Below are 24,676 nucleotides of genomic sequence, written 5' to 3'. Positions count from 1 at the left end.
TTATGGATGGTGAGCCTACGACAACTTGGTCCTGCTGGAAAGACCTTGCGTGCACTTGTGGATCACGAAAGAGTGATCGCTTCGACCCATCCGATAGCATCCAGTGGAATCAGCAGTTGCGTTGAGGCCTGCTGGGCTCTGGCGAATTCATCGCGAGGATGCACCAGAATAATCAAAAAATCCTTGGCTACCTGAGTCAGAGTTCCTTCAGCCATGGAGCTGCCCGCACGGCCAAAAACATGGCATCGTGCTCGGTCCCGGAGCAATCCCCGCAGAACCGAGGAAAACTTCACCGAGCGGCCCGGCGCCCGCCGTTCCACCGCAGGTGCGCGCCTCGGCGGAAGGGCAAAGGATTCAATCGCTCCACTGCGGATCACCCATTGGGCCTGCTCTGTTTCCAGGCAGATGTAATCGGTCGCGCAAGGGCCGAGCTTGGCGCGGAGTTCGGTTCCCCCGGCCAGCCGGAGGCTCAATTCGTGTCCGTAGAACCGCATCAGAGTAGGCAGCAGTTCGGCAGTTGCCCGTTCAACCCTGATGTTTTCGGCAATTTCTTCACGCAGCTGCGCCCGGCTCTGTTCTGCTAGCTGAGCCTCCAAGTCGTCGAAGAGTGAATCCCACCGCATGCGCCCACTGTACGAGAATAAACATTTTTTGCGTAACCCTATTCACAAAACGAACTCTAAGTGTCACTATGAACATCAAACAACATCAAATGACATCAAAATTCATTCAAGGAAGTGATTCGGGTGTCTCGCCAACGGCAAATATTCGTGCTGCTGCTCTTTTCGGCAGCGTCATTGGTCATTATCTATGTGGGAATCCAGTGGATATCTGATTACTTCCGGTCCCCAGTCGATGGGCGCGCCACAGCGGACCACATAAGGCTTCTCGTCAGCCTTTCGTTCCTGGCGTTACTTACGCTGTACTTGCTGCGCGTGGCCTTGGCCCAGATGATCCGCTGGGCGTTCACCCACCGCAAGCCGAAGCTAGCGCGGTTCTTCGAACGAATCGCCCCCGCACTGAGCAGGAGAATTCTAGGCTCAATGCTTGGAACCTCGATTGCCCTCTCTTCAGTCGCTGCAGCCTACGCGGGTGAACCACTGGCAGTTTCCCTGGCACAGGTCCCGGCGGAAAACGCCAGCCAAGAACTAGCCAGCCATGCAGGCCCGCAGCAAAACTCCGTACCGAGCCCGCAATGGTTCCCCGAATCCATGAGCGTTCCCCTGAGCCCACTGGTATCCCCCGGGGCCAGGAATCCAGGCCAACGTTCGGTGCAACGCACAGAAGTTGTCGTCGCTGAAGGGCAGAATCTGTGGACCATAGCGGCAGATCATCTAGGTGCCCAGGCCACCGTGGAAGAAATTTCTGCCTATTGGCCAAAGATCTATCAACGCAACAAGAAGTCCATCGGCACCGACCCGGACCTGCTGCGAGTTGGAACGGTACTTGAACTACCACCAGCCAGCTAAGCGCATTCAAGAACTTCCCCACGCCCAACTAGGAGTCATCATGAGCACCATCGCCATCAGCCCCCGTAGCGCCAACACCGGCTACTATCAACCGGACATCTACGCAGCCAACCTCCCAGACCCGAACCCGGCTGGCGCCACCTCGGCTGCCGATCCATGCCAGGCTCCGGCTCACCTGCGTCGGGCAATGGACAATATCTTCCATCGCTCTGCTGTCTACCGCAGCGAGCACCGGGCCATCGTTGAGATTTCGCATGCAGTAGCCCGCGCGGTCTTCGAAATCGTGGCTGGGTACCGCACCGTGAATCAGCTGGCATTCGTGATGGAGCCCTCTTGCATTGCCAAGCTCCGGCGCCGGGCCCTCCTGGAGACCCAGTGCTACACGCTCGAGCCGCTGCCGGGCACGGCACACGGGCAGATCATCTCATTGCACCTGGACCGGTGCATATCAGGTTCTTGGGAATGCACCGTCATCTTGGGCTTTAAATACCGCGTCCGTGCCGTGGCTCTGAAAATTCAGCCCTGGCACGGACGGTGGCAGGTGACCGATGTGGAGCTAATCTAGCTGCGCTTGGCCTTCTTGTTCTTCTTCTTGCTCGACGTTGCCTGGGCGCGAGTGGTGCTGGCTTCGCCATCTTCATCCGGGCCGGTGAACTGCAGGTTCTTCGGCTTCGCCGATTCGTCGACCGCTGGCGCGGCAACTGCTTCAGCTCCGGTGGGGATCTCCAAGTTGAAGAGGGTTCCGATGCTTTCCTCGCGGATGCCCTCCATCATGGTCTGGAACATGGTGTAGCCTTCACGCTGGTATTCCACTAGCGGGTCGCGCTGGGCCATGGCACGCAGTCCGATTCCTTCCTTGAGGTAATCCATCTCGTACAGGTGCTCCTGCCACTTGCGACCGATGGTCGAGAGCACTACACGGCGCTCCAGATCGCGCATGGTGGAAGAACCAACAAGCTTTTCCCGCTCTTCGTACTGGTACTGGGCATCCGAGAGGATTTCGCGTTCCAGGAACTGCGCGGAGAGGTGCCCCACTCCGCCGGCCTCTTCGAGAACTTCATCGATGGTGATGCCGATCGGGTACAGCTGCTTGAGGTTGGTCCACAACGACTTGAGCTCCCAATCGTCCGGATCGCCGACCTGGGTCGCTTCCAGGACCATTGCCTTGACGACATCTTCCAGGAAGTGGCCGACCTTCTCTTCGAGGTCGTCGCCTTCCAGGATGGAACGGCGGTCAGCGTAGATCGCTTCACGCTGGCGGTTCATCACGTCATCGTATTTCAGCACATTCTTGCGCTGCTCGGCGTTGACGCCTTCCACCTGTGCCTGGGCGGACTCAATGGCGCGCGAAACCATCTTGGATTCCAGCGCCACGTCATCTGGCATCGACGGGTTGTTCATGATGCGCTCGGCCATCCCGGAGTTGAACCGGCGCATCAGGTCATCGGTCATCGACAGGTAGAAACGCGATTCGCCCGGGTCGCCCTGGCGGCCGGAGCGACCACGCAGCTGGTTATCGATGCGGCGTGATTCGTGCCGTTCGGTGCCCAGCACGTACAGGCCGCCGAGCGCCGCAACTTCCTTCGATTCGTTGGCGACGGTTTCCTTCGCCTTGTCAAAGACTTCATCCCAGACCGTGTTGTACTCTTCCGGGTTGTTCTCCGCATCCAGGCCACGGCGCTCCATCTCGGCCACGGCCAGGAACTCAGCGTTGCCGCCGAGCATGATGTCGGTACCGCGGCCGGCCATGTTGGTAGAAACGGTCACCGCGTTCTTGCGGCCGGCCATCGCGACCACGGCAGCTTCGCGAGCGTGCTGCTTGGCGTTGAGCACCTCGTGGCGGATGCCCTTCTTGGAGAGCAGCCGGGAGAGGTATTCGCTCTTTTCCACGCTGGTGGTGCCCACCAGGATCGGCTGTCCCGTCGCATGGCGCTCGGCAATGTCCTCAACCACAGCATTGAACTTGGCGACTTCATTCTTGTAGATGTAGTCCGACTGGTCCATGCGGATTGCTGGCTTATTGGTAGGAATCTCCACCACGCCCAGCTTGTAGGTACCCATGAATTCCGCGGCCTCGGTCTGCGCCGTACCGGTCATGCCCGAGATCTTGGCGTACATGCGGAAGTAGTTCTGCAAGGTCACGGTGGCCAGAGTCTGGTTCTCGGCCTTGATCTCAACGTTTTCCTTGGCCTCGATGGCCTGGTGCATGCCCTCGGAGTAGCGGCGGCCAGCCAGTGCACGGCCGGTATGCTCGTCAACGATCATGACTTCGCCGTTGACAACGACGTAGTCCTTGTCCTTCTTGAACAGTTCCTTGGCCTTGATGGCGCTGTTCAGGAAGCCGATCAGCGGGGTGTTGTTCGCTTCGTAGAGGTTATCGATGCCCAGGTAGTCCTCGACCTTTTCGATGCCCGACTCCAGCACGCCGATGGTGCGCTTCTTTTCGTCGACCTCGTAATCGTCTTCACGCTTCAGTCGCGAGACGATCTTGGAGAATTCGGTGTACCAGCGGTTCACATCTCCCGAAGCCTGTCCGGAAATGATCAGCGGGGTACGCGCCTCATCGATCAGGATCGAGTCGACCTCATCGACGATGACGAAGTTGTGTCCGCGCTGGACCAGCTCGTCCTTGCTCCACGCCATGTTGTCGCGCAGGTAGTCGAATCCGAACTCGTTGTTCGTGCCGTAGGTGATATCGGCTTCATACTGCTTGCGCCGCTCGGCAGGCTTCTGACTGGAGAGAATGCAGCCGCAGGTCAGACCGAGGAAGCGGAAGACGCGACCCATCAGATCCGACTGGTACTGGGCGAGGAAGTCGTTGGTTGTCACCACGTGCACGCCGTCACCGGTCAACGCGTTCAGGTAAGCCGGTGCGGTAGCGACCAGGGTCTTGCCTTCACCGGTACGCATTTCAGCGATGTTTCCCAGATGCAGGGCAGCACCGCCCATGAGCTGGACATCGAAGTGGCGCATGCCAAGGACCCGGTCCGAGGCTTCGCGGACCACCGCAAAAGCTTCTGGGAGCAAGTCATCCAACGTCTCACCGTTAGCCAAACGTTCGCGGAACTTGTCGGTTTCACCCTTGAGCTCTTCGTCCGAAAGTTCGCGAATTTCGACTTCCAACGTATTGATCGTGTCGGCGTACTTACGAAGAGTCTTCAGAATCTTCTTGTCGCCGGTACGCAAAATACGTTCTAGCAATGATGCCACGTGGTAGCTCCCAATATCTCAAGCACAGTAATTTCTGGCGTCTTCAGTCTACGTGAGGAAAACAGCACATCTGGCTATTTCAATCCCATTTGCGCTGTTCTTATAGCGAACAGCGATTTGATCAACAGGCCCTTCACAGCCCGATTTCCACTCGTTCAAGTTCCAGCCAGCGCGCCATGCGATCCAGCTCGGCTCGCAATCCAGCCTCGACACTGGCGTCGACACCCGGCTCGTAATGCACCTGCTTTGCGTGCAGCACCGACCTGGCCCGGTCAGCTTTCAGATCCACTCGGCCCACGAACTCTTCGCCGAAAAGCATCGGGAAAACGTAGTAGCCGTAGCGGCGCTGATTTTCCGGCACGTAGATTTCGATGCGGTATTCGAACCCGAAGAACTTCTCCAGCCGGCGGCGATTGAAAACCATCGAATCAAAAGGTGACAGCAAACGCAGGTCAGGATCGATCCTGCGCGGAATCTTGGTGCCGGCCTGCAAATAGCAAGGCTCGGCAATGCCGGCAACCTGTACTTCTTCGATGAGACCAGCACGTGTCTGCTGGGCGAGCTCTTCTTTGGCCGCGCGCACCGGAAGACGGAAATACTCTGCGACGCAGTGAGCGGTGGCGATGCCAAGGGCATCCATGGCCCGGACAACCAGCCGGGCGAGGGCCTCGTGCCGCTGCGCCGCATCGAGTTCCTGTTGCCTGCCCACCACATCCGCGGCTAGTGCGTAACGGCGTTCAAACTGGGAGTTGCGTCCCAGCGTCAAGATCTTGGCTTGGGCGAAAAGGGACTCGGTGACGAACTTGGTGTCATTCCAATTCCACCCCCAATGCTTTTTCTCCCCGACCGGGGCGACGTCCAAAGCCTGGCTGATTTGCCGGGCGCTGGAGCCTGGATTATTGGACAGGTATTCAAGGACGCGATCCGAGAGGTCATGCTGTTCGGCGGAGAACCCATCTGATTTATCGATCCAGGTTCGGCGCTGCCATACCCGCAGGTCTTGAATGAGTTCCGAGCTGACCACCGAGGCCTCATGGGCCCAATATTCGGTGATAGGGCTGAGCGGTTTGGCCAGAAGCTGGTCCAGCACCTTGGTGTCATAGGCGCCGAGCCGGGCGAACATCGGCATGTAATGGGCCCTGCGAACGACGTTCACCGAGTCAATCTGCAATTGCGCGATACTGCCGATAGCGCTGACGATTTTCCGCGCGGTGACGGGTTGTACTTTCCTGCCCTTGGACAGGCCTTGGGCGGCCAACGCGATTCTTCGTGCCTGCTTGAGACTGAGAATGCGTTGGCCGCCCACGCTAGTTGTGGCTCCGATGACTAGCCTTCTGTTGCCAAGGCTTTGTCACGGTAGCCGCGAGTTTCCCTGGTGGCTTCTTCATTGGAGTTCAGTGATGGATCCAAGGAGATGACACCGAACTGGTACTGGGTGCGGCCATAGACCACAGCGTGCTCGCCGGTGGCTTCATCGATGAATAGGTAGAACGGATGGCCGACCAGTTCCATGCGGTCCACTGCGTCATCAACGCTCATCACTTCTGCAGGGAAGGACTTGCGGCGGATGACCACTGGCGAGTACTCGGCGTTGGCCTCGACTTCGGCAGCTTCCGCGGCTTTCTGGGCTTCGATGGTTTCTTCAACCAAAGACTTGCCGCTCGATGCGGTAGGCAGGCCGCCAGTTGCCTGGTGGACAGCCAGCGGGGTGTGGTTGCCGCGATGCACCTTGCGCTTGTCGCGGGCCTTGCGCAGGCGTTCAAGCAGTTTTGCGAACGCGATGTCGAAAGCCGCGAACTTGTCAGCGCCGCGAGCCTCGGCTCGAATTGCTGGGCCACGGCCAACAACGGTCAATTCAACGGACAGTGCAGTGCTCTGATCACGAGCGTGTGCTTCTTTGAGGACCTTGACGTCGATGCGCTGTATTTTGGTGGCCAGCTGGTCAACCTTGGTGATTTTCTCGTCAACATACTCACGGAAACGATCCGAAATGGTGATGTTGCGTCCGCTGTAGTTCAGCTCCATGGTGTCCTCCAATAGGGAGTCGGGTGACACAACAGTCCGAAAGTTCCATCCTTTCGGACTGAAGATGGGCTTTTAGCTGCATCTGTGATGCATCCCATACTTCACCTTATGCCACCGTGGCCAAGATTCAAGTATCCGGGCTCACAATTTCCGATCGCGGTAAGCGTAATTACTGTTCAGGTGCATTATTTGGCGGTCTCGTCAAAGCCAGTACCACAGCGCTGGTGACGTCATATCCTGCCTCATGGCAGGCCATGGCCGCGTGCCGCAACGTAGAACCGGTGGTGAGGACGTCGTCGACCAGGATGACCGGCTGGCCATTAGCGCTGGCACGCTCGGCTACGAAATGGGTCCGGCCGCCGCGCCGGTCTGAACCGCTCTTGGTTTTCTGCGCCCCGCCCAAGGCAGAACCGAGGCGGTAGTGCAGCAGCGTGCGGCACTCTAGATCTGCCGACAGCAGCCCGCGAGCGAAGCCGTGGTCGAGCATCGTCTTCACCGGAGAGTAGCCACGCTGCGCTGTTGCCTTGAGCGAACTGGGCACCGGCACCACCAGGGTAGGAAGATTCGCGCGCTGCGGGATGCATCCGGCGTTCAGCGCGGCAGCAAGATAAGGGGCGAAGAGCGAGACGAGGAAGTAGCGCTGCTTGTTCTTGAATGCCAGCAAAGCCCGAGCCAGCTCCTTGCCGTAAGCGCCGCAGGAACTAACGGCAAGCTGCTGGCCGAGCGCGGGAAGCTCGACATAGAGATGATGCGTGTCCGGCAGGGGCGGCAGGCTCAGTTGGCGTTGGATTTCACTGCGGCATTCGGGGCAAAGCCGAAAATCTGCCCGGGCGCAGACCGCGCAACAGGCCGGAAGCAGGAAGTTCGCGATTTCCCTGGTGCCGAATCCCAGCCAGCGCATGGGCCTGCTGCGGGACAGCTCATCGACGCACCGCAGCCACTCCTCGGGAATTTCCATACGGCCAGACTGGCCGATGAACCGCGTCGATCGGTCTGGTCGCCAACGAGTTGTGGAGCAAGGTCCTGCTTAGCCGGGATAGGCGACGTCCTGGGCAAAATCCTCAAGCTCGTGCCAGGAATTGCCCACGCGGGTATACAGCTTCTCGTTGGTCTCGGCATACACTTCGCGGCGGCTGCCGACACCGGTAGCGATGCCGACCATGCCCAACAGCAGCTGCAGGTGCTCGCTGCCGCCTTCGAAGGTGATCTGGGCCGCTTCAACAGCTTGGTCATCACCGAGCTCGGCAACAATAATGGATCTGTCCGAATCCCATAGCGCGGTATTCACCGGAACTTCTGGATAGATCTTCATTGGCGAATCCGTGAGTCCGCGGGGCACACCTTCAGCATCGCGGATCACGCCGGCGACGTAAACCGACGTGGTCTTGCCGATGGTTGCCACGATCAGCGCCCGCGCGCCGTCACGGGAAATCCGCAAGGAATCGATCTGGGCATCTTCCAGCCAGGCCACATCGATTGGACGGGCTTCACCCTTCATTTCGGTGTCGGCAGGGACCGCCCTGATCGGGGTAGCTGCCCCGTTATCCGCGGTCCAGGTCCAGCCGGCCAGATCCATGGACGGCTGGATGAGCTCCTCGCCCTCCAGCGAAAGGCGCAGGCTGCCCTTGTCGTCAATCCCCCACAGCTGGGTGCGGCGGCCGTTGAGGAAGGCATAGCGATTGCCGACCGGAGACATGGCCGGGTCCCGTGGGTTGTATCCGGAAATATCCGGGACGCCGCCCACCGGAATGATCGAGAGTCCCTTGACGTAGACCAAGTACTGGTCCGAAATGCCGATCAGCGTATCCTGCGTGCTGGGGTTGGACGTAGCCGGCTCGAAGTTAGTGTCTTCGGTCGAAAGGTTGACTTCGTTTTCCTCCCGCAGCAGCTTTACCGAGTCCACCGGAGCTAGGCTGGTCAGCGTGGCTTCCATCTGCTGCTTCATCAGCAAGATGCTCCGGTCGGTAGCATCTGCGAAGGTATTGGAGTTCAAATCAATGGTCGCTTCGCCATCGCGCACCGGCACCGCTGAACGCACCAGTCCGCTGGCCGTCGAGAAAGCGGAGACGACAGCATTTTGCAGGTACGGGGCTGGTCCTGCCAACAAGGCTTCCACCATCGACGTGGTGGTGCCCGAACCCGAGGTGAACCACCGTATGTCGGGAACCAAATAGGCGAAGCTCGCATCGTAGAAGTACAGGGTCTGCGCGGCAAAGATCTTGGTGAACGTCGAGGCTTCGAGCATCGTGCCGTCCGGGGCTTTGGTAATGCGCCATTCGTCGTCTACCTTGGCGACTTCGATATCCACTGCACGGGTCGAGTGATCCGGGTAGTCGGTGCGCACGCCATGCGCGTCGACTTCACCGGTGATTTCGAGCTGGATGGTGTACTTGTTCGCATCGGCCCCGTTGACCACATTGAAGGCATCGTAGATCAGCGTCTGCGTATCACCGCGCCAGGTGTTGCTCAGCTGCGCGTCCATGAATTCGCGGGAGACAGCATAATCTTCGGATACCGAACGCCCAGCCTCGACGAACCCCTCGACGATGGCCCTGGCATCAGCACCTGCTGCCGGTCCATCGGCCGCATAGCTGTAGCTTTCAGCCCCGCTGGTGTCGGTTCCGGCTTCAATCTGCTGGACGGTGGAAGTTCTGGGAATCGAGGCGCAGCCAGAGATCCCAAGCGCAGCAGCAAGGATGATTGCGAGGCTGGAAAAGAATTTCTTCCGCATCAGCTCTCCCCTTCCTTCTTCTGCTCGTTGCTGCCGAGGTTCGGATTGGTGACATCGTCAGCTGGCGAATCCGCATCCAAATCCGGATCAAGAACCAGCGGCGTGTATCCGATCTTTGGCACTTCACCGGTCAGCGGGAAGCTGTCTCCCAAAATCACCGTAGCCAGGCTTTCAGGAACTGGCGGTTCCAGTGGAAGCGGCGACGAAGCGATCTCCAGGTCCTCGCTGCGTGGCAAGGTCAGTCGGAAGACCGAGCCGACCCCCGGCTTGCCCCACGCTTCCAATCGGCCATCGTGCAACCTGGTGTCCTCCATCGAGATCGACAAGCCCAGGCCGGAACCTCCGGTGGTCCGTGCACGGGCCGGATCAGCGCGCCAGAATCGGTCGAAGACGTGGTTGCACGCCTCTTCGGACATGCCGATGCCGTAGTCGCGCACGGTGATCGCCACCGCGCTCTGGTTAGCGCCGATGGTGATATCGATTGGCTTGCTTTCACCGTGCTCCACCGCGTTGAGCACCAGATTGCGGATCACACGCTCGACGCGGCGCGGATCCACTTCTGCGACGCAACCGTCGCTGGGCGCGTTCAGGCGGATGAGCGAACCGTATTCATCAGCCACCGGGGTGGCGATATCGATAACCTTGCGGGCTATGACGTTCAAGTCCGTTGACTCACGGTCAAGCACCGCGACGCCGGCATCGAAGCGGGACACTTCCAGCAGGTCATTGAGCAGGTGCTGGAAACGCTCGATCTGGTTGTACATCAGTTCGGCGGACCGCGCGGTAAGCGGATCGAAGTCCTCGCGGGCATCGTGGATCACTTCGGCAGCCATGCGCACGGTGGTCAGCGGGGTGCGCAATTCGTGCGAGACATCGGAAACGAAGCGTTGCTGCATGGCCGAGAGATTATTCAATGCGGTGATCTGCTCTTGCAATGAGTGGGCCATGTGGTTGAAGGCCGTCCCCAATCGGGCCACCTCGTCCTTGCCGGCGACCTTCATTCTGCGGTCGAGGTCACCGGAAGCAATCCTCTCCGAAACATACGCGGCATCGGCCACCGGGCGGACCACGGTACGGGCGACCGACCACGCAACGAAGCCAACCACTGCCAGCAGAATCAGCCCGGTGAAAGCCATCGCACGATTGATGAATTCGAGGGTATCCTGCACGCTGGACAGGTCGTAGACCAGATACAGTCCGTACTCGCGTCCAGGCGGAATCAGTACCTTGGTGCCGACAATGAGACCGGGCTTGGTTGCGGTATCGGCACCCAGCTCGATGGAACGCCAATAGATGCCTTGCTCCCCTGCAACCCGCTCCGCGAGATCGCCAGGGATCACGCGGGTGGTCAGGGAACCGGAAGCCATTGGCCCAACATAAAGGCTTTGGTCACCGGCAATGGGCATCAGCACGAAATCGCGGACTACGGTTGCGCCATCGCCTTCCAGGGAAGCCAAGGTCGAATTCACCAGGGCCTGGGTGGAGGCGCGATCGGTGGTGGAAGCCGATTCGAGAATGGAGCGGGCCTGGACCAGGCCGCGTTCCGATTCCTTGGATATCTGGTTCACGCGCTCTTCGAAAAGCGTGGAGGCGATCTGGTTGGAAAGGAAGGCGCCGGCGGCAACCAAAGCCAGCGCGGTGAAAAGCAGCGTCGAAATGACGGTGCGGAACAGCAGGTGGCGTTGCCAACGCAGCTTGGCGGTGTGCCAGGGACGCTTGATCCACTGCTCGATTTTGCTCCACCGGGCGGGTTTGGACTGCGACTGGGCATGCACATCGACCGGAACCAACTCTGCACCGGTCGACGTGTGCGAACTCAACTTGCCGAACCAGCCTTGTATCCGACACCGCGAACGGTCTCGATAATCTGCGGCTTCTCCGGGTCAATTTCAATCTTCGAGCGCAGGCGCTGCACGTGCACGTTGACCAAGCGGGTATCTGCAGCGTGCCGGTAGCCCCAGACGGCTTCCAGCAGCTGCTCGCGGCTGAAGACCTGCCATGGCTTGCGGGCCATGGTGACCAGGAGGTCGAATTCCAGCGGGGTCAGCGACACGACATCGGTTCCGCGGGTCACTCGGTGCCCGGCCACGTCGATGGTCACTTCGCCAACTTGCAAAGTCTCCGCGGCGTGGGTTTCGCTTGGACGCAAACGGGCTCGCACGCGGGCCACCAGCTCGGCTGGCTTGAAAGGCTTGGGCACGTAGTCATCGGCACCGGATTCCAGCCCGCGGACAACGTCGGCAGTGTCCGACTTGGCGGTGAGCATCACGACGGGAACGTCGGATTCCGCGCGGATCTGCTTGCATACCTCGATGCCGTCAATGCCAGGCAGCATCAGGTCAAGGAGCACCAGGTCGGGGTTCGCTTCACGGAATGCTTCCAGAGCACCGGAACCGTCGTAGCAGAATGAGGCATCGAAGCCGTCATTTTGCAGGACAATGCCAATCATTTCCGACAACGCTTCGTCATCGTCAACGACTAAAATCCGTGCCTTCATCCCATGTCCCCCTGAAACCGTAGGTTTGAGGTTTCAGCCAACTGGCCAAACCGGGTAGATCCGCTACCCCACTATTCCTAAGATACATGATCAACCGCCCTTTTCGGGCTGTGACCGGCAGGAATCAGGCAGTTAGCTACGCATCGACGCGTGTCTGCTCCAACGCTTGGGCATAACTGGCCAGCCGTCGCAGGTTCTCGATGGCCTGCGCCGAGCTGCTGCGCGAGAAGTCTCCACGCGGCATCAGGGTTAGTGCACCTAGCTGCCCCAAGCCCAAGCCCAGCTGACGCCAAGGACGAAGAATGGAGTTCACCCCTTCTACAACACCTGGTGCCCGGGTTCCGGGGGCGAGCACCTGCAAGAAGACGCGGCCCCCGCCTTCGACAAGTCCCGCTACCCGCTCCCACTTGCGGTGCGTCAAGCCTCCAGGGTCGATGACCAGCGCGCCGGCACCGGCTTGGTGCAGCAGATCCACCCGTTCAATCCAGTGTTCATCCTGGGTAGGCAGATTCAGCAGCGAGGTGACCCGTTGGCCTTCGGCCTCGCCAGCGAGCACCTTGAAGAACTGCGCATAGGCGCTTCGCACTTCGGCGCGTGGGATCGAGCGCAGGGTCCGGTATCCGCTGGCGGTACTGATTGTGCCGTCGAGCACGTCGCCCAGCAGCGGCTCATCAATCTGGATAGTGAAGTCCGCCAGCGAGGTAATGCGGGCCAGTCGGTCCAGATGCTCGCGTGCTCCGTGGGCGTAGGACTCGATGATGTCGCGGCGCGCCCCATGATCGCTGATCACCCGCTCCCCGTTCGACAGGTACAGGCTGGCGGCCAAGGTCCACGGACCGAGCAAGGTGAGCTTGAGGCGCTGGGCAGGTTTCGCTTCCGCGCCGAGTACATCAGCTAGCAGATTCTCGTCACTGCGCAGGATGCTGCGGGCACGACGGGCATCGATACCGTCCTTGGCACCGATCCTCCAGCCGTGCGGCTGCAGATCGAAGCCGAGGTCTGCCAGCAAGGTGGCGCTGCGCCCTACCGCATCGGCGCCGACGCCACGATCCGGCAGCTGCGGGAAGACCGCGAGGTTGGGTTCTCCCAATTCCCCGCGCACCACTTCGTGGATGGCCGACGGGTCGCTGCCCGGGAACTGGCAGAAAGCGGTGGCGTGAACATCGCGGCGTTCAGCGGCCTCGTGTTCCTGCTCAGTCATTGTTGTGCGAGTCAGAAATGTTCTGGTGGTGGCGGATGACTTCAGAGATCACGAAATTCAGGAATTTTTCGGCGAATTCTGGATCAAGATGCGCTTCGTGGGCCAGGGCGCGCAGGCGCTCGATCTGCGCCTTCTCGCGGCTAGGGTCGCTCGGCGGCAACTGGTGCTCGGCCTTCAGGACCCCTACGCGCTGGGTCGCCTTGAAGCGTTCAGCCAACAGGAAAACCAGCTGCGCATCGAAGTTGTCGATGCTGCCGCGGATGGCGTACAGCTCTTCGAGGACTTCATTCTGGACCTCGCCCTGCAACGAGCTGGCGTGCGGGTCGAATGACTGGGTGGTCTCAGTGTTCTTCGGCTCGTTCATGATCACCAGTTTACGGGTTCGCATGACGGATTACCCACAAGGTGACATGCCCCGGACACGGTGCCTGACCGTGCCCGGGGCATGCCCGTTGTTCCTTGATTGCCAGCTGCTCAGGAGGCGTTCAGCTGTTCAATCAGTTTGCGTCGCTGCGCCTGTTCGCGCGGGTCCGGAACCGGAAGCGAGGCGATCAGGCGCTGGGTGTATTCATGCTGCGGGTTGGCCAGGACCTTGGAGCCCAAGCCTTCTTCCAGCAAGGTGCCCCGGAACAGGACGCCCACCCAGGTAGCCAGCTGGTCCACCACTGCCAGATCATGCGAGACGAACAGGGCTGCGAAGCCCAGTTCGGTCTGCAATTCGCGGAACAGCTCCAGCACCTTGGCCTGCACCGAAACGTCCAGTGCGCTGGTTGGCTCATCGGCAATCAGCAGCTTCGGCTCCAAGGCCAGTGCTCGGGCCAGCGACGCGCGCTGGCGCTGGCCGCCGGAGAGTTCGTGCGGGTAGCGGTTGGCAAAACCGGCTGGAAGCTGCACGGCCTCAAGCAGTTCGGCCACCTTGTTGCGGGTCTGCAGCGGGTTCAGATCACGGTGCACGGCCAGTGGCTCGGCCACGCATTCGCCTACGGTCAAGTGCGGATTGAAGCTTGCCGCCGGATCCTGGAACACGAAGCCGATCTGCTCACGCAGCGGCTTGAAGGTGCGTTCCTTGAAGTGGGCCATCTCGTAGCCCAGCACCTTCAGCGAGCCACCGGTGATGCGGTTCAATCCCGCGATGCTGCGGCCGATGGTGGTTTTGCCCGAACCGGACTCGCCCACCAGTCCGTAGACCTCGCCGGCGTGGATCTTCAGATCCACCTCATCGACCGCGGTGAAGCCCGGGGCCCCGAGGCGTCCCGGGAAATGCACCTTCAGGCCTTTGGCTTCCACCAGCAATTCAGCATCCTGGTTCGGACGTTCGACTAGTCCCTCCGAGGCGCTTTCGCGCCCCAGGTGCGGCACGGCAGCCAGCAGGGACTTGGTGTAGTCCTCTTGCGGTGCTTCGAAGAGCTGGATCGATGGTGCTTGCTCAACGATCTGCCCCTGGTTCATCACGATCACGCGGTCGGCGATATCGGCCACCACCCCCATATTGTGGGTGATGATGACGATGGCGGTACCCAGCTGATCACGCAGGTCGCGCAGCAGCTGGAGAATTTCAGCCTGCACCGTGACATCCAATGCGGTGGTTGGCTCATCTGCCACAATCAGTTCCGGCTTCAGGGCCAGCGCCGCGGCGATGACCACGCGCTGCTTCTGGCCACCGGAGAACTGGTGCGGGTAGTAGTCCACGCGCTGCTCTGGATCCGGGATGCCGACCTGGCGCATCGCCTCGATGGCGCGCGTCCTGGCCTCCTTCTTGGAAATCCTGTTGTGCGCGCGGATGCCCTCCATGATCTGCCACCCCACGGTGTACACCGGGTTCAGTGCCGTGGATGGTTCCTGGAAGACCATGGCCACATCCCGGCCGCGAGCCGCGCGCAGCTCGCGGCCGCGCAGGGTGAGCATGTTCTTGCCTTTGAGGTAGACCCCGCCGTGCGAGGCACCGTTCTCGGCCAGGATGCCCAGGGCGGTGCGTGCGGTGACGGACTTGCCGGATCCGGATTCGCCCACGATGGCCAGGATCTCGCCGGCCTTGACTTGCAAATCAACGCCGCGCACTGCCGGCACTGCGCCGGCGTCCGTGACGAAATCAATGTTCAGGTCTTCGATGCGCAAGACAGCGGGTGTGCCGATGTTGGCCTCGGAGTCGAGGAGAGGACTGTTGGTCATTTGCTTGCTCCTACCTGTCCGGACTGGGTGATGCGCTTGGCCTTCTTGCGGCTGAAGCGGCGCAGGCGCGGGTCATTGAGGTCATTCATGGACTCGCCAACCAGGGTCAAGCCCATCACGGTGAGCACGATGGCCAAGCCCGGGAACAGGCCGGTCCACCAGATTCCGCTAGTGGCATCTGACATCGCGCGGTTCAGGTCGTAGCCCCATTCCGAAGCACTGGTCGGTTCGATGCCGAAGCCCAGGAAGCCCAGGCCCGCCAGGGTCAGCAATGCCTCGGTGGCATTCAGCGTGAAGATCAGCGGCAAGGTGCGGGTGGCGTTGCGCAGCAGGTGCGCGAACATCACTCGCCATAGACTGGCGCCGATCACCTGTGCGGATTCCACGAAGGGTTCCGCCTTCAGCCGCATCACTTCGGCGCGGACCACGCGGAAGTACTGCGGGATGAACACCACGGTGATGGAGATGGCCGCTGCCATCACGCCGCCGAAGAGCGAAGACTGGCCCTGGGAAATCACGATGGACATCACGATGGCCAGCAGCAAGGATGGGAACGCGTAGATTGCATCGGCCAACACCACGGCGATGCGGTCGAACCAGCCGCCGAGGTAGCCGGAGATCAAGCCCAGCAATACGCCCAGGAACAGGGACATGACCACGGCCGCCAGGATCACCCAGATGGCCGTCTGCGCACCGAAGAGGGTCCGCGAGAACACGTCATAGCCGGTGGCGGTGGTGCCCCAGATGAATTTGCTGTCCGGAGCCGCCTGGCGCGGGAAGTCCCCGGATGCATCCGAGGACTGCGCGAAATCGAAAGGCGCAATCAGCGGCGCGAACAGGGCGGTAACGATGAACAGGCCGGAGAGCGCCAGACCGGCAACCAGCATGCCCCGCTGCAGGCCCGAGGACATGCGCAGGTGGGAGATGACCGGGAGCCGGTCCAGCCAGGACTTGTTCGAAGCCGGCAAGGTAGCTGTACTCATGATTAGTACCTGACTCTCGGGTCGATCAAGGCGGCCAGCACGTCAACGATGAAGTTGGTGACGGCGACGATAATGGCCAGCAGCACCACGATGCCCTGCACAGCCACGAAGTCGCGGGCGGTGAGGTATTCGGCGAGCTTGAAGCCCAATCCCGACCATTCGAAGGTGGTCTCGGTCAGCACTGCTCCACCGAGCAGCATGGCAATCTGCAGGCCCATGACAGTGATAATCGGAATCAGCGCCGGACGGTAGGCGTGCTTGGTGGTGAGGCGGAATTCGCTGACACCGCGCGAACGGCCGGCTTCCACGTATTCGCGGCCCAGCGTGCCAATTGCGTTGGTGCGCACCAGGCGCAGGAACACGCCGCCGGTGAGCAGGCCCAGTGCCAGGGCTGGCAGGATCGCATGCTCGGTGACATTCCAGAAGGCAGCGCTATTGCCGCTGCGCAGCGCATCGAGCCAGTAGATGCCCGATGGGCTCTGCAGGCCGGTCAGTTCAAGCTCGGTCTGCCAGTCGGCACGGCCGCTGATCGGCAACCAGCCTAGCCATACGCCGAAGACCAGCTTGAGCAGCAAGCCGGCGAAGAACACCGGGGTGGCGTAGGAGAGGATTGCAAGGATGCGCAACACGGCATCCGGGTAGCGGTCGCGGAACTTCGCGGCAACCAGGCCCAGCGGGATGCCGACCAGCAGTGCGACGAGGACCGCGTTGATGGCCAGTTCCAAAGTTGCTGCGCCGTAGGTGGCCAGCACCTCGGTGACCGCCCGGTTATCGCTCATGGTGCGGCCCAGGTCGCCGGTGAAGATCTGGCCCAGGTACTCGAAGTACTGGATCAGGATCGGCCGGTCGTATCCGGCTTCATGGATGCGCTGGGCCAGCTGGTCCGGGGTGAGCCGTCCGCCCAAGGCTGCGGTGATCGGGTCTCCGGTCACGCGCATCAGGAAGAACACCACTGTGATGAGGATGAAGACAGTGGGAATGATCAGCAAGAATCGGGTAATCAAGTAACGGAGGAATCCTCCGCCTTTTTGCTTTGCTGGTTTGGGTGTTGCTAGCGGGCTTGCTTCTTGGCCCGGTGGCGACGTGATAGTCATCGTCTGTCCTTATGGTTCAGGATGCGTGGCAATGCGCCGCCTTGAGCGGTCAATGACGGCGCATGCCAAGGGGATCCACCGCGCGCGCCAAGGGTTGGCGCGTGGCAGATCCCCTCAGGTTTGGTGTCTGCGAGGCGAGAGCCGAATTACTTGCTCAGCACACCGAGACGGAACTTGAACGATGCGTCCAAGGTCTTGTCAACGTCCTTGACGTCCTTGCCTGCAATGGCCACCTGGGCACCCTGCAGCAGTGGAAGCGTGGACAAGTCCTCAGCCACCATCGTCTGCAGTTCTTCGATGGCCTTGGTGCGCTCCGCAGCGTCGACCATTCCTCGCTGATCGGAGATCAGCTTGTCAACCTCGGGGTTGTCGTAGTTGTTCGAAAGGAAGTTCTCCTTGGCAAAGAACGGCGACAGGTAGTTGTCGGCATCCGAGTAGTCCGGGAACCAGCCCAGCTGGTAGGCCGGGTAATCCGTGACGCGCTGCTTCTGGTAGGTCACCCATTCGGTGGACTTCAAATCCACTTCGAACAGGCCATCGGCCTCCAGCTGCTTTTCAACCAGTGCGTATTCGTCACCGGAGTTCGGGCCATAGTGATCCGGGTTGTACTGCAGCGCGAGCTTGACCGGGGTCTTCACTCCGGCATCTTCCAGAACCTTCTTGGCCTTGGCTGCATCCGGCTTCCCGTCGGTGCCGTACATGTCCTTCAGCGGCTCGGTGGCGCCGGTGAAGCCTTGCGGCACGTACGAGTAAGCCGGGGTGTAGGTGTCCTTGTAGACGTTCTTCGCGATGGCTTCGCGGTCCACAAGGTGCGCCGCTGCCTGGCGTACGGCCAGTGACTTCGCTTCATCAGCATCATCGGTCTTGGCACCGTATGGCATGGAATCGAAGTTGAAGACGATGTAGCGCAGCTCGCCACCCGGTCCCTTGTGGACCGCCAGATTCTCATCCTTGCCCAGGTCTTCGATGTCGGTTGGGGTCAGCGAACGCCATGCGACGTCGATCTTGCCTTCTTGGACTTCGAGCTTCAGGTTATTGGCGTCCGCGTAGTACTTGATCGCTGCCTTGTCGTTGGCTGCAGGGCCCAGAACGCCCTGGTAGGACTCGTTGGCACTGAAGGAGATCAGGTTGTTCTTGTTGTACGAATCAATGACGTACTGGCCGCCGAAGGCCTTGGCCTCAACGATCTTCTGGTCGTCCATGACTGCGTCTGCAGAGAACACTTCATCATCGACGATCGGGCCGACCGGGGAGGTCAGCACCTGCGGGAAGGTCTGGTCATTGCCGACCTTCAGCTTGAAGACCACTGTGGTGGCGTCAGGAGCCTCGATGGATTCAACGTTGCCCAGCAGCGAGGATGGACCGTTAGGGTCCGCGATCTTCAGCTGGCGGTCGAAGGTGAACTTGACGTCCTTGGAGTCAAGGTCGTGGCCGTTGGCCCACTTCAAGCCCGGCTTCAGCTTGACCGTGTATTCAGTCGGGGTAGTGAACTCCGCGGACTCGGCAAGGCTCATCGATGGGTCCGGGCTGCCCGGCTCGGAGTTGAGCAGGAACGGGTAAATCTGGTTCATGACCATGAACGAACCGTTGTCGTAAGATCCGGCAGGGTCCAGGGAGGTCACTTTGTCGGTGGTGCCCAGGGTGATTGGGGCGCTGGCTTCGCCATTGCCGCCCTCTTCATTGCCGCTGTCTGCGGCTTGGGTGCAGCCGGTCAGTGCCAGGGCAGAGATACCCACAACGGCTGCTGCGAGTCGCAGCCCGTTCTTCTTGCGAGCCATGAGTCATCCTTCGTCTAGGTACATGCATGGGCTGTGATGATTAGCACATGCTTCACATATCCTAAGTGATGCAAGGCACAAAATACGAATGGGGCCGGCGGAAACTGGCAAAAGCGCGGTCTCGACGCCCGCTTTTTGTGCTTCAGCCCACACCGCTCCTTGCTCAACGGTGAGATGCGCGGGGATTCCTTCCGGCCTTTTGGCTAGATGGCATAAGCTAGATGTCAATGATGACTCGTAGAGACGCGGCAATCGCGTTGGATATCCCAGTAGAAATGGCCAAGCGCCACGGCATTCCTTCCATAATGAGCGAGGCTGAATTCCGTGAGCTGAACACCAATCCACCAGCTTGGTTGGAGCAGTCGCGCGCCAACCGTACCGGCAAACGCCCTGTGTGGATTCATCTGGTCTGCGAAGTCTGCGGCTTCAGCGAGTACGAACGTCCCAAGAAGTGGTGGCCTGCCTTCGATTTCGTGCACTGCCACACCCACTCCCCTGCACAGCTTCCGAAGCTGGAAAAGGGCAAGACCCGCGTGGAGTACCAAGATATTTCCGCTCATATGTTCGGCATTGTCGACGAAGGCTAGAAGCTGACGACAACACAACGGCGAAGGGTGCCGGACCGATATTGGTCCGGCACCCTTCGCCGTCGCGCTAGCGCGTGCTCTTCACTCGGTTCATCCCCCTGTGCGTCCTTTCCGCCACGGGAATGCATGCAGCGGGCAACCAGACAGAGTCCAGCATCGTCCAGTGCAGGGTCCACGCACCGGCCGTCGGCTGGATCTTGCGCAGGCCTTGAGTACTGCTACCCGAGCCCCTCGGGCATCTAGCTCGTGGAGGCCTTCCGGATTGGTACGAATTGGTTCTGCCGACTGGAATGACCCGTTGTTCTGGACGATGCGCCCCTATCCGCCCAGCTACCGCTGGTGAGCATTCTCGAGAACATCGCAGCGAGCGCATTGGAAGCCAGGGCATCCGGTGGCGCAACAGGGTCGGCAGCCCAATTCAATAGCGAGACCTAGAGGGTCGAACCAATGCAGTGAGCCAGCAAGCCCCAAGCGGCCCTTGAAGACAGGCCGAATCCCACACACCACCGGTAATCGCCGGCAATGCCGGGCGAATACGTGCCGGACGCCCACGGCCGAAGCGGATGGCCGCCGAGCTCCGTTGCAACCAGCCGTTCGTCTAACTTGAATCACGACGCGAAGAAACCCTTGGTCCAGTTCATTATCTTGAACTTGACCAAGGGTTTCTTTGGATGGCTAATTAATTGACCATGCTGGAGTCCCATTCGCTGGAACGAGCAGAATCGATGGTCGCTTGGCCCAGCACGCGGCTGTCCTGGTAGACGACCATGGTCTGGCCCGGCGCGACTCCACGCATGCCTTCGGGAAGGTTGACAACCAACTCGTCGCGGCCTTCTTCCGAGCGCTCCATGTGGGCTACCGCGGCGACCGGATCGCCGTGCGCGCGCACCTGCACCATGCAGTCGAACTTGTCTCCGCTGAAAACTTCAGCGATCGGCAGGCCAGCCCAGGAAATGCGGATGCCGCGCAGCTGGTCCACAGCCAGCAGGGCCTCTGGACCGACGATGACCTTGTTGTCCTTCGGACGGATTTCCAAGACGAAGCGCGGTTTGCCGTCGGCGGCCGGACGACCCAGTCGAAGACCCTTGCGCTGGCCAACCGTGAAGGCTTGGGCGCCTTCGTGCTCACCGAGCTGGTTGCCCTCGTGGTCAACGATCTCGCCTGGTTTCATCTCGATGCGTTCAGCCAGCCAACCGCGGGTATCGCCATCGGGAATGAAGCAGATGTCATAGCTATCTGGCTTGTTCGCCACGGTCAGTCCGCGCGCTGCGGCTTCGGCGCGAACTTCCGCCTTGGAGGGAGTCTCGGCTAGCGGGAACATGCAGTGTTCCAGCTGTTCGTGGGTCAGCACGCCCAAAACGTAGGACTGGTCCTTGGCCCAGTCTGCGGCTCGGTGCAGCTCCGGGTTGCCCTCGGAATCGCGCAGCACCTTGGCGTAGTGCCCGGTGCATACCGCGTCGAAGCCCAGGGCCAATGCCTTTTCCAGCAAGGCAGCGAACTTGATCTTCTCATTGCATCGCATGCAGGGATTCGGGGTGCGGCCAGCTTCGTATTCATCCACGAAGTCCTGCACCACGTCTTCTGCGAAGCGGTCCGAGAAGTCCCAGACGTAGTATGGGATGCCCAGCTTGTCGCAGGCACGCCATGCATCATTGGAGTCTTCCAAGGTGCAGCAACCGCGCGAACCGGTGCGAAGGGTCCCCGGCATGCGAGACAGGGCCAGGTGCACGCCGACCACATCATGGCCGGCTTCAACTGCGCGGGCCGCGGCTACCGCCGAGTCCACGCCTCCGGACATCGCTGCTAGTACTTTCATCGTGTAAAACCTGTTCCTGCCGTGTGGATGCTGCTTTCATCGGCTGCCATGCCAGCCTTCTTTGCCTGAGCATACGCTTGGGGCAAAGCCTCTAATAATGCGTCAACGTCGGCGCGTGTGGATGTATGCCCCAATGTGAAGCGTTGCACACTGCGCGAGGTGCGCGCATCGCGTCCCATAGCCAGCAAAACATGCGAAGGCTGCGGAACACCAGCGGTGCACGCCGAACCGGTGGATGATGCGATGCCAACCATGTCCAAGCCGAATAGCAAGGAGTCCCCCTCGCATTCCGGGAAGGTGAAGTGCAGATTGCCCGGGAGGCGCTGGCCCTCATTGCCCTGATCCCGTGGTCCGTTCAGCACCGCTTCCGGAATCAAGCCGGTGATCTTCTCAATCGCATATTCACGCAGTTCGCTCAGCCGCGCAGCTTCCTGCCGCAATCCAGAACGCACCGCGGTAGCCGCGGCGGCAAAGCCGGCCGCGTGGGCAGCATTCAAAGTTCCCGATCGCAGCTTGCGTTCGTGTCCACCGCCGTGCTGGACCGGGGTGAGCACAATATCGCGGCGAACCAGTAGCCCGCCGATGCCTACCGGGCCACCGATCTTATGCGCGCTAATCGCCATGGTGGCCAGATTCGAGGAGCCGAAGTCGACCGCGAGCGCACCAAAGGCCTGCACCGCATCCGAATGCACCGGGACCCCGTACTTGCCAGCTAGGGCAGCAAATTCACGGATCGGCTGAACGGTGCCGACTTCATTGTTGGCCCACATCAAGGTGGCCAAAGCGATCTGCTCGTGCTGCTCTTCAAATAGCTTTTCGGCCGCCTGCAGATCAACGACACCGTCTTCATCCACGGCGAGCCACAGCAAGGTGGCATTCTCATGGTCCTGCAGCCAGGTAGCCGTATCCAGGACCGCGTGGTGCTCAATGCCGGTGAGCACGATGGCACGCGCCTGCTCATTGGCCGCCACGCGGTTCCAGAACAGTCCCTTCAGCGCCAAGTTATCCGATTCGGTCCCACCAGATGTGAAGATCAATTCGCTGGAGTGCGCCCCGGCGGCCATGGCGATAGCTTGGCGGGCATCATCCACCGCACGGTTGGCGCGACGTCCGGCCCCATGCAAAGAAGACGGGTTTCCGGTGCGGGAATACTGTTCGGTGATGGCAGCCAGAGCTGCTGGATTCAGATCGGTGGTTGCCGCGTGATCCAGGTATACGGCGGAAGTTTTCATAACACTTCAATGGTACGGGGTGGGGCGCCCTAGTTTGAATGGCCGATCCGTGTGAATTGGCCAACCTCAATGGCCTCCAGCGCCGGATTGTTCAAGACCGCCTCAATCAATGAAGCAGGACCACCCAGGATGGTGCAATCATCAAACGGTTCTGTCGACAGCATCCAGGAATGGTCCGCCGCAAACGCCAGCGCCGGGCGCTGGCGTTGGGCGCCGTCGGCAGTTCTGGCCCATTCGGGCTGCGCCAGGAACTCCGCGTCCGCTTCGAACAGGTGGTAGTTCCGGTATCCGCCACCCAGGTCGAACGGATCTGCCTGGATGATCTCGGGACCAAAGGCAGGTTTCTGCGCCTCGGCGAGCGCCAACTCGTACACCCGCTGGTTCTCGTCATCGCTCAATGCAGGATCCGGCTCGCGCTCAATCTGTATGCGTTCCCCGCCCGCGATAAATGCGTAACCGGCCCACAAGCCCACCACGAACTTCTGGTCTTTGGCAGAAACCCGGACCATTTCGGCGGCTAGTGCTTGCCATTGCGATTCCGGGAGCTGGTCCAGCGGCAGGTCGGTATCTACCCAGGCGTCTTCGGTCGCAGGATTGCCTTGCGCGTCCAGTCCGGCCACGGTTTCAAAAAGATCCGCGGCGGTGATGATGTGCTTGCGGCTCTGTGCCACCGTCTCCCAGCGCACCAACTGGTCATCTTCATCCAGTGCTGGGTGAAGGATGCGGACGTAGCGTTCGTAGCCATGCGGGATCTGGGCTACTACCGTGCTGGGGTCGGCTGATGCACAAGCTGCGGCGATCCATTGCCCGTGGGCTGCGGAGAGGTGTGAAAACTGCATGGTCCAAGCCTAGCGAGAGCAGCGGGCGGATTCCTCCTCCGAACCGTGGTCGGTGGTATGAATAGAGGAACAACTGATGACGTGTCGATTCCAGCTAAGGGAGCCTTCCTGCATGTTCAAGCCTGATTTCTTGGTTCCAGTCCATGATTTCTCCCAGCGCTCCCTGGATTTCTCACAGCGGATCGCGGTGATGGCAGTGATCAACCGCACTCCGGATTCTTTCTACGATGCCGGGTCGACCTTTGGCTTGGATGATGCTGTGGCCGCTGCCATGCGTGCGGTCGAGGCAGGTGCTGACTGGGTGGATATCGGCGGAGTCCCCTTCTCTCCTGGCCCGGAGCTCCCGTGGCAGGAGGAAGCAGAGCGAATTGTGCCGGTTATCCATCAAGTGCGTAGCCGCAGTTCGGTGATTATTTCTGCAGACACTTTCCATCCACAGGTGGCGCAGGCTGCCATTGATGCCGGCGCTGATGTCATCAATGACACCACAGGCTTTTCCTATCCCGGTTTGGCTCGGGTGGTAGCCAAGAACAACGTGCATGTGGTGATCACCCATTCGCTAGCCAAGCCCCGCACCGTTTACCCGCGCCCTAGCTACGACGATGTGGTGGCCGAGATCCGCCAGTATCTGCTGGAGAAAATCCAGATTGCGTTGGACGCTGGTGTTTCTGCGGCAAAGATCATTGTTGATCCAGGGCACGACCTGAACAAGAACACCCGCCACACTCTGGATTTGACCGCTGGGTTCCAGGCCTTTGCCGATTTGGGCTATCCGGCCTTGGCAGCGGTCTCGAACAAGGACTTTATCGGTGAAACCTTGAACTTGCCGAAGGCTGAGCGCATGGTTGGTTCTATGGTGGCAGCAACGATCTGTGCCATGAACGGTGCCCGCATATTGCGGATGCACAATATTCCTGAATCGGTGCAGACAGTACGCCTGCTCGAAGCAGCCCAAGGGTGGCGGGAGCCTGCCTACCAGATACATAACATGGGGGATGTCAATCCTCCTGCTCACCCAGAACCCGAAGTCAGCAAGTAAGGAGTT

21 protein-coding genes are annotated in these 24,676 nt (G+C 60.4%); 4 read left to right on the top strand and 17 right to left on the bottom strand.

Going from position 1 to position 24,676, the window contains the following annotated elements:
- Nucleotides 1–62: 62 nt before the first annotated feature.
- Nucleotides 63–623 carry a hypothetical protein gene (locus ACP3TE_RS14285; protein WP_400288292.1) on the bottom strand — a complete coding sequence of 187 codons (561 nt, stop codon included), beginning with the start codon at nt 621–623 and terminating at the stop codon, nt 63–65.
- Between the two features lie 123 nt (nt 624–746).
- Here ACP3TE_RS14285 and ACP3TE_RS14280 point away from each other — a divergent pair, with 123 nt between their 5' ends.
- Nucleotides 747–1,469: a hypothetical protein gene (locus tag ACP3TE_RS14280; protein ID WP_426733995.1), complete on the top strand. Its 723-nt coding sequence runs from the start codon at nt 747–749 to the stop codon at nt 1,467–1,469.
- A gap of 40 nt (nt 1,470–1,509) precedes the next feature.
- Nucleotides 1,510–2,034, top strand: a complete 525-nt coding sequence (locus tag ACP3TE_RS14275; RefSeq protein WP_426733993.1) for an Rv3235 family protein — start codon at nt 1,510–1,512, stop codon at nt 2,032–2,034.
- Here the strand turns inward: ACP3TE_RS14275 and secA are convergent.
- The 13 genes from secA to ACP3TE_RS14210 all read right to left on the bottom strand — a co-directional run bounded on the left by secA (nt 2,031) and on the right by ACP3TE_RS14210 (nt 19,157).
- Nucleotides 2,031–4,679 carry a preprotein translocase subunit SecA gene (gene secA, locus ACP3TE_RS14270; RefSeq protein ID WP_426733990.1) on the bottom strand — a complete coding sequence of 883 codons (2,649 nt, stop codon included), beginning with the start codon at nt 4,677–4,679 and terminating at the stop codon, nt 2,031–2,033. The two genes, ACP3TE_RS14275 and secA, sit on opposite strands and share 4 nt — an antisense overlap.
- Before the next feature lie 133 nt (nt 4,680–4,812).
- Entirely contained in the window at nt 4,813–5,985 is a 1,173-nt protein-coding gene (locus tag ACP3TE_RS14265) for a winged helix-turn-helix domain-containing protein (protein WP_426733988.1), read from the bottom strand.
- A gap of 20 nt (nt 5,986–6,005) precedes the next feature.
- Nucleotides 6,006–6,704, bottom strand: coding sequence for a ribosome hibernation-promoting factor, HPF/YfiA family (gene hpf, locus ACP3TE_RS14260; RefSeq protein WP_426733986.1), 699 nt, complete (start codon nt 6,702–6,704; stop codon nt 6,006–6,008).
- Between the two features lie 169 nt (nt 6,705–6,873).
- A complete protein-coding gene (locus ACP3TE_RS14255; protein ID WP_332498147.1) occupies nt 6,874–7,662 on the bottom strand; it encodes a ComF family protein in 789 nt (262 codons plus the stop codon).
- 69 nt (nt 7,663–7,731) lie between these two features.
- Entirely contained in the window at nt 7,732–9,435 is a 1,704-nt protein-coding gene (locus tag ACP3TE_RS14250; protein WP_426733984.1) for an LpqB family beta-propeller domain-containing protein, read from the bottom strand.
- Nucleotides 9,435–11,255: an MtrAB system histidine kinase MtrB gene (gene mtrB / locus ACP3TE_RS14245; RefSeq protein WP_426733982.1), complete on the bottom strand. Its 1,821-nt coding sequence runs from the start codon at nt 11,253–11,255 to the stop codon at nt 9,435–9,437. Before mtrB ends, ACP3TE_RS14250 begins: the two co-directional genes overlap by 1 nt.
- On the bottom strand, nt 11,252–11,932 hold the full coding sequence (gene mtrA / locus ACP3TE_RS14240; RefSeq protein WP_105656824.1) for an MtrAB system response regulator MtrA: 681 nt from the start codon (nt 11,930–11,932) through the stop codon (nt 11,252–11,254). Before mtrA ends, mtrB begins: the two co-directional genes overlap by 4 nt.
- A 136-nt stretch (nt 11,933–12,068) precedes the next feature.
- On the bottom strand, nt 12,069–13,133 hold the full coding sequence (locus ACP3TE_RS14235) for a hypothetical protein (RefSeq protein WP_332485962.1): 1,065 nt from the start codon (nt 13,131–13,133) through the stop codon (nt 12,069–12,071).
- Nucleotides 13,126–13,497 carry a chorismate mutase gene (locus ACP3TE_RS14230; protein WP_105656864.1) on the bottom strand — a complete coding sequence of 124 codons (372 nt, stop codon included), beginning with the start codon at nt 13,495–13,497 and terminating at the stop codon, nt 13,126–13,128. The genes ACP3TE_RS14235 and ACP3TE_RS14230 overlap by 8 nt, the downstream gene beginning before the upstream one ends.
- A gap of 110 nt (nt 13,498–13,607) precedes the next feature.
- On the bottom strand, nt 13,608–15,302 hold the full coding sequence (locus ACP3TE_RS14225) for a dipeptide ABC transporter ATP-binding protein (protein ID WP_400342187.1): 1,695 nt from the start codon (nt 15,300–15,302) through the stop codon (nt 13,608–13,610).
- Nucleotides 15,299–16,285, bottom strand: a complete 987-nt coding sequence (locus ACP3TE_RS14220) for an ABC transporter permease (RefSeq protein WP_426733980.1) — start codon at nt 16,283–16,285, stop codon at nt 15,299–15,301. Before ACP3TE_RS14220 ends, ACP3TE_RS14225 begins: the two co-directional genes overlap by 4 nt.
- Nucleotides 16,286–16,287: 2 nt before the next feature.
- Nucleotides 16,288–17,379 (bottom strand): ABC transporter permease, encoded by a 1,092-nt coding sequence (locus tag ACP3TE_RS14215; protein WP_105656828.1) that lies wholly within the window; start codon nt 17,377–17,379, stop codon nt 16,288–16,290.
- A 146-nt stretch (nt 17,380–17,525) separates the two neighbouring features.
- Nucleotides 17,526–19,157 (bottom strand): ABC transporter substrate-binding protein, encoded by a 1,632-nt coding sequence (locus ACP3TE_RS14210; RefSeq protein WP_332498154.1) that lies wholly within the window; start codon nt 19,155–19,157, stop codon nt 17,526–17,528.
- A 227-nt stretch (nt 19,158–19,384) separates the two neighbouring features.
- Here ACP3TE_RS14210 and ACP3TE_RS14205 point away from each other — a divergent pair, with 227 nt between their 5' ends.
- Nucleotides 19,385–19,744, top strand: a complete 360-nt coding sequence (locus ACP3TE_RS14205) for a hypothetical protein (RefSeq protein ID WP_426733977.1) — start codon at nt 19,385–19,387, stop codon at nt 19,742–19,744.
- A gap of 679 nt (nt 19,745–20,423) precedes the next feature.
- Here the strand turns inward: ACP3TE_RS14205 and mnmA are convergent.
- From mnmA to ACP3TE_RS14190, 3 genes are read right to left on the bottom strand one after another with little or no spacing between them, the layout of a single operon-like run.
- Nucleotides 20,424–21,560 carry a tRNA 2-thiouridine(34) synthase MnmA gene (gene mnmA / locus ACP3TE_RS14200; protein ID WP_105656831.1) on the bottom strand — a complete coding sequence of 379 codons (1,137 nt, stop codon included), beginning with the start codon at nt 21,558–21,560 and terminating at the stop codon, nt 20,424–20,426.
- Nucleotides 21,557–22,792 (bottom strand): cysteine desulfurase family protein, encoded by a 1,236-nt coding sequence (locus ACP3TE_RS14195; protein ID WP_105656832.1) that lies wholly within the window; start codon nt 22,790–22,792, stop codon nt 21,557–21,559. Before ACP3TE_RS14195 ends, mnmA begins: the two co-directional genes overlap by 4 nt.
- A gap of 29 nt (nt 22,793–22,821) precedes the next feature.
- The gene (locus ACP3TE_RS14190; RefSeq protein WP_426733975.1) at nt 22,822–23,631 is read right to left on the bottom strand and encodes a hypothetical protein; all 810 of its coding nucleotides are present in this window, start codon (nt 23,629–23,631) and stop codon (nt 22,822–22,824) included.
- Nucleotides 23,632–23,743: 112 nt separating this feature from the next.
- Here ACP3TE_RS14190 and folP point away from each other — a divergent pair, with 112 nt between their 5' ends.
- Entirely contained in the window at nt 23,744–24,670 is a 927-nt protein-coding gene (gene folP, locus ACP3TE_RS14185) for a dihydropteroate synthase (protein WP_332503499.1), read from the top strand.
- Nucleotides 24,671–24,676 lie beyond the last annotated feature (6 nt).

Source organism: Glutamicibacter sp. 2E12, assembly GCF_050030965.1.
Lineage (GTDB): Bacteria > Actinomycetota > Actinomycetes > Actinomycetales > Micrococcaceae > Glutamicibacter.
Note: the sequence above shows the minus strand (reverse complement) of the source record. Positions and strands in the feature narration are given on the sequence as shown.

Excerpts from the sequence above, each read along its gene's own strand:
- folP (WP_332503499.1), top strand. The coding sequence starts at position 23,744 with ATGTTCAAGCCTGATTTCTTGGTTCCAGTCCATGATTTCTCCCAGCGC.
- mtrA (WP_105656824.1), bottom strand. The coding sequence starts at position 11,932 with ATGAAGGCACGGATTTTAGTCGTTGACGATGACGAAGCGTTGTCGGAA.
- ACP3TE_RS14215 (WP_105656828.1), bottom strand. The coding sequence starts at position 17,379 with ATGACTATCACGTCGCCACCGGGCCAAGAAGCAAGCCCGCTAGCAACA.
- ACP3TE_RS14190 (WP_426733975.1), bottom strand. The coding sequence starts at position 23,631 with ATGCAGTTTTCACACCTCTCCGCAGCCCACGGGCAATGGATCGCCGCA.
- ACP3TE_RS14255 (WP_332498147.1), bottom strand. The coding sequence starts at position 7,662 with ATGGAAATTCCCGAGGAGTGGCTGCGGTGCGTCGATGAGCTGTCCCGC.
- ACP3TE_RS14205 (WP_426733977.1), top strand. The coding sequence starts at position 19,385 with ATGATGACTCGTAGAGACGCGGCAATCGCGTTGGATATCCCAGTAGAA.
- ACP3TE_RS14225 (WP_400342187.1), bottom strand. The coding sequence starts at position 15,302 with ATGACCAACAGTCCTCTCCTCGACTCCGAGGCCAACATCGGCACACCC.
- ACP3TE_RS14235 (WP_332485962.1), bottom strand. The coding sequence starts at position 13,133 with ATGACTGAGCAGGAACACGAGGCCGCTGAACGCCGCGATGTTCACGCC.
- ACP3TE_RS14285 (WP_400288292.1), bottom strand. The coding sequence starts at position 623 with ATGCGGTGGGATTCACTCTTCGACGACTTGGAGGCTCAGCTAGCAGAA.
- ACP3TE_RS14220 (WP_426733980.1), bottom strand. The coding sequence starts at position 16,285 with ATGAGTACAGCTACCTTGCCGGCTTCGAACAAGTCCTGGCTGGACCGG.
- ACP3TE_RS14195 (WP_105656832.1), bottom strand. The coding sequence starts at position 22,792 with ATGAAAACTTCCGCCGTATACCTGGATCACGCGGCAACCACCGATCTG.
- ACP3TE_RS14230 (WP_105656864.1), bottom strand. The coding sequence starts at position 13,497 with ATGAACGAGCCGAAGAACACTGAGACCACCCAGTCATTCGACCCGCAC.
- ACP3TE_RS14210 (WP_332498154.1), bottom strand. The coding sequence starts at position 19,157 with ATGGCTCGCAAGAAGAACGGGCTGCGACTCGCAGCAGCCGTTGTGGGT.
- ACP3TE_RS14275 (WP_426733993.1), top strand. The coding sequence starts at position 1,510 with ATGAGCACCATCGCCATCAGCCCCCGTAGCGCCAACACCGGCTACTAT.
- mnmA (WP_105656831.1), bottom strand. The coding sequence starts at position 21,560 with ATGAAAGTACTAGCAGCGATGTCCGGAGGCGTGGACTCGGCGGTAGCC.
- hpf (WP_426733986.1), bottom strand. The coding sequence starts at position 6,704 with ATGGAGCTGAACTACAGCGGACGCAACATCACCATTTCGGATCGTTTC.
- ACP3TE_RS14250 (WP_426733984.1), bottom strand. The coding sequence starts at position 9,435 with ATGCGGAAGAAATTCTTTTCCAGCCTCGCAATCATCCTTGCTGCTGCG.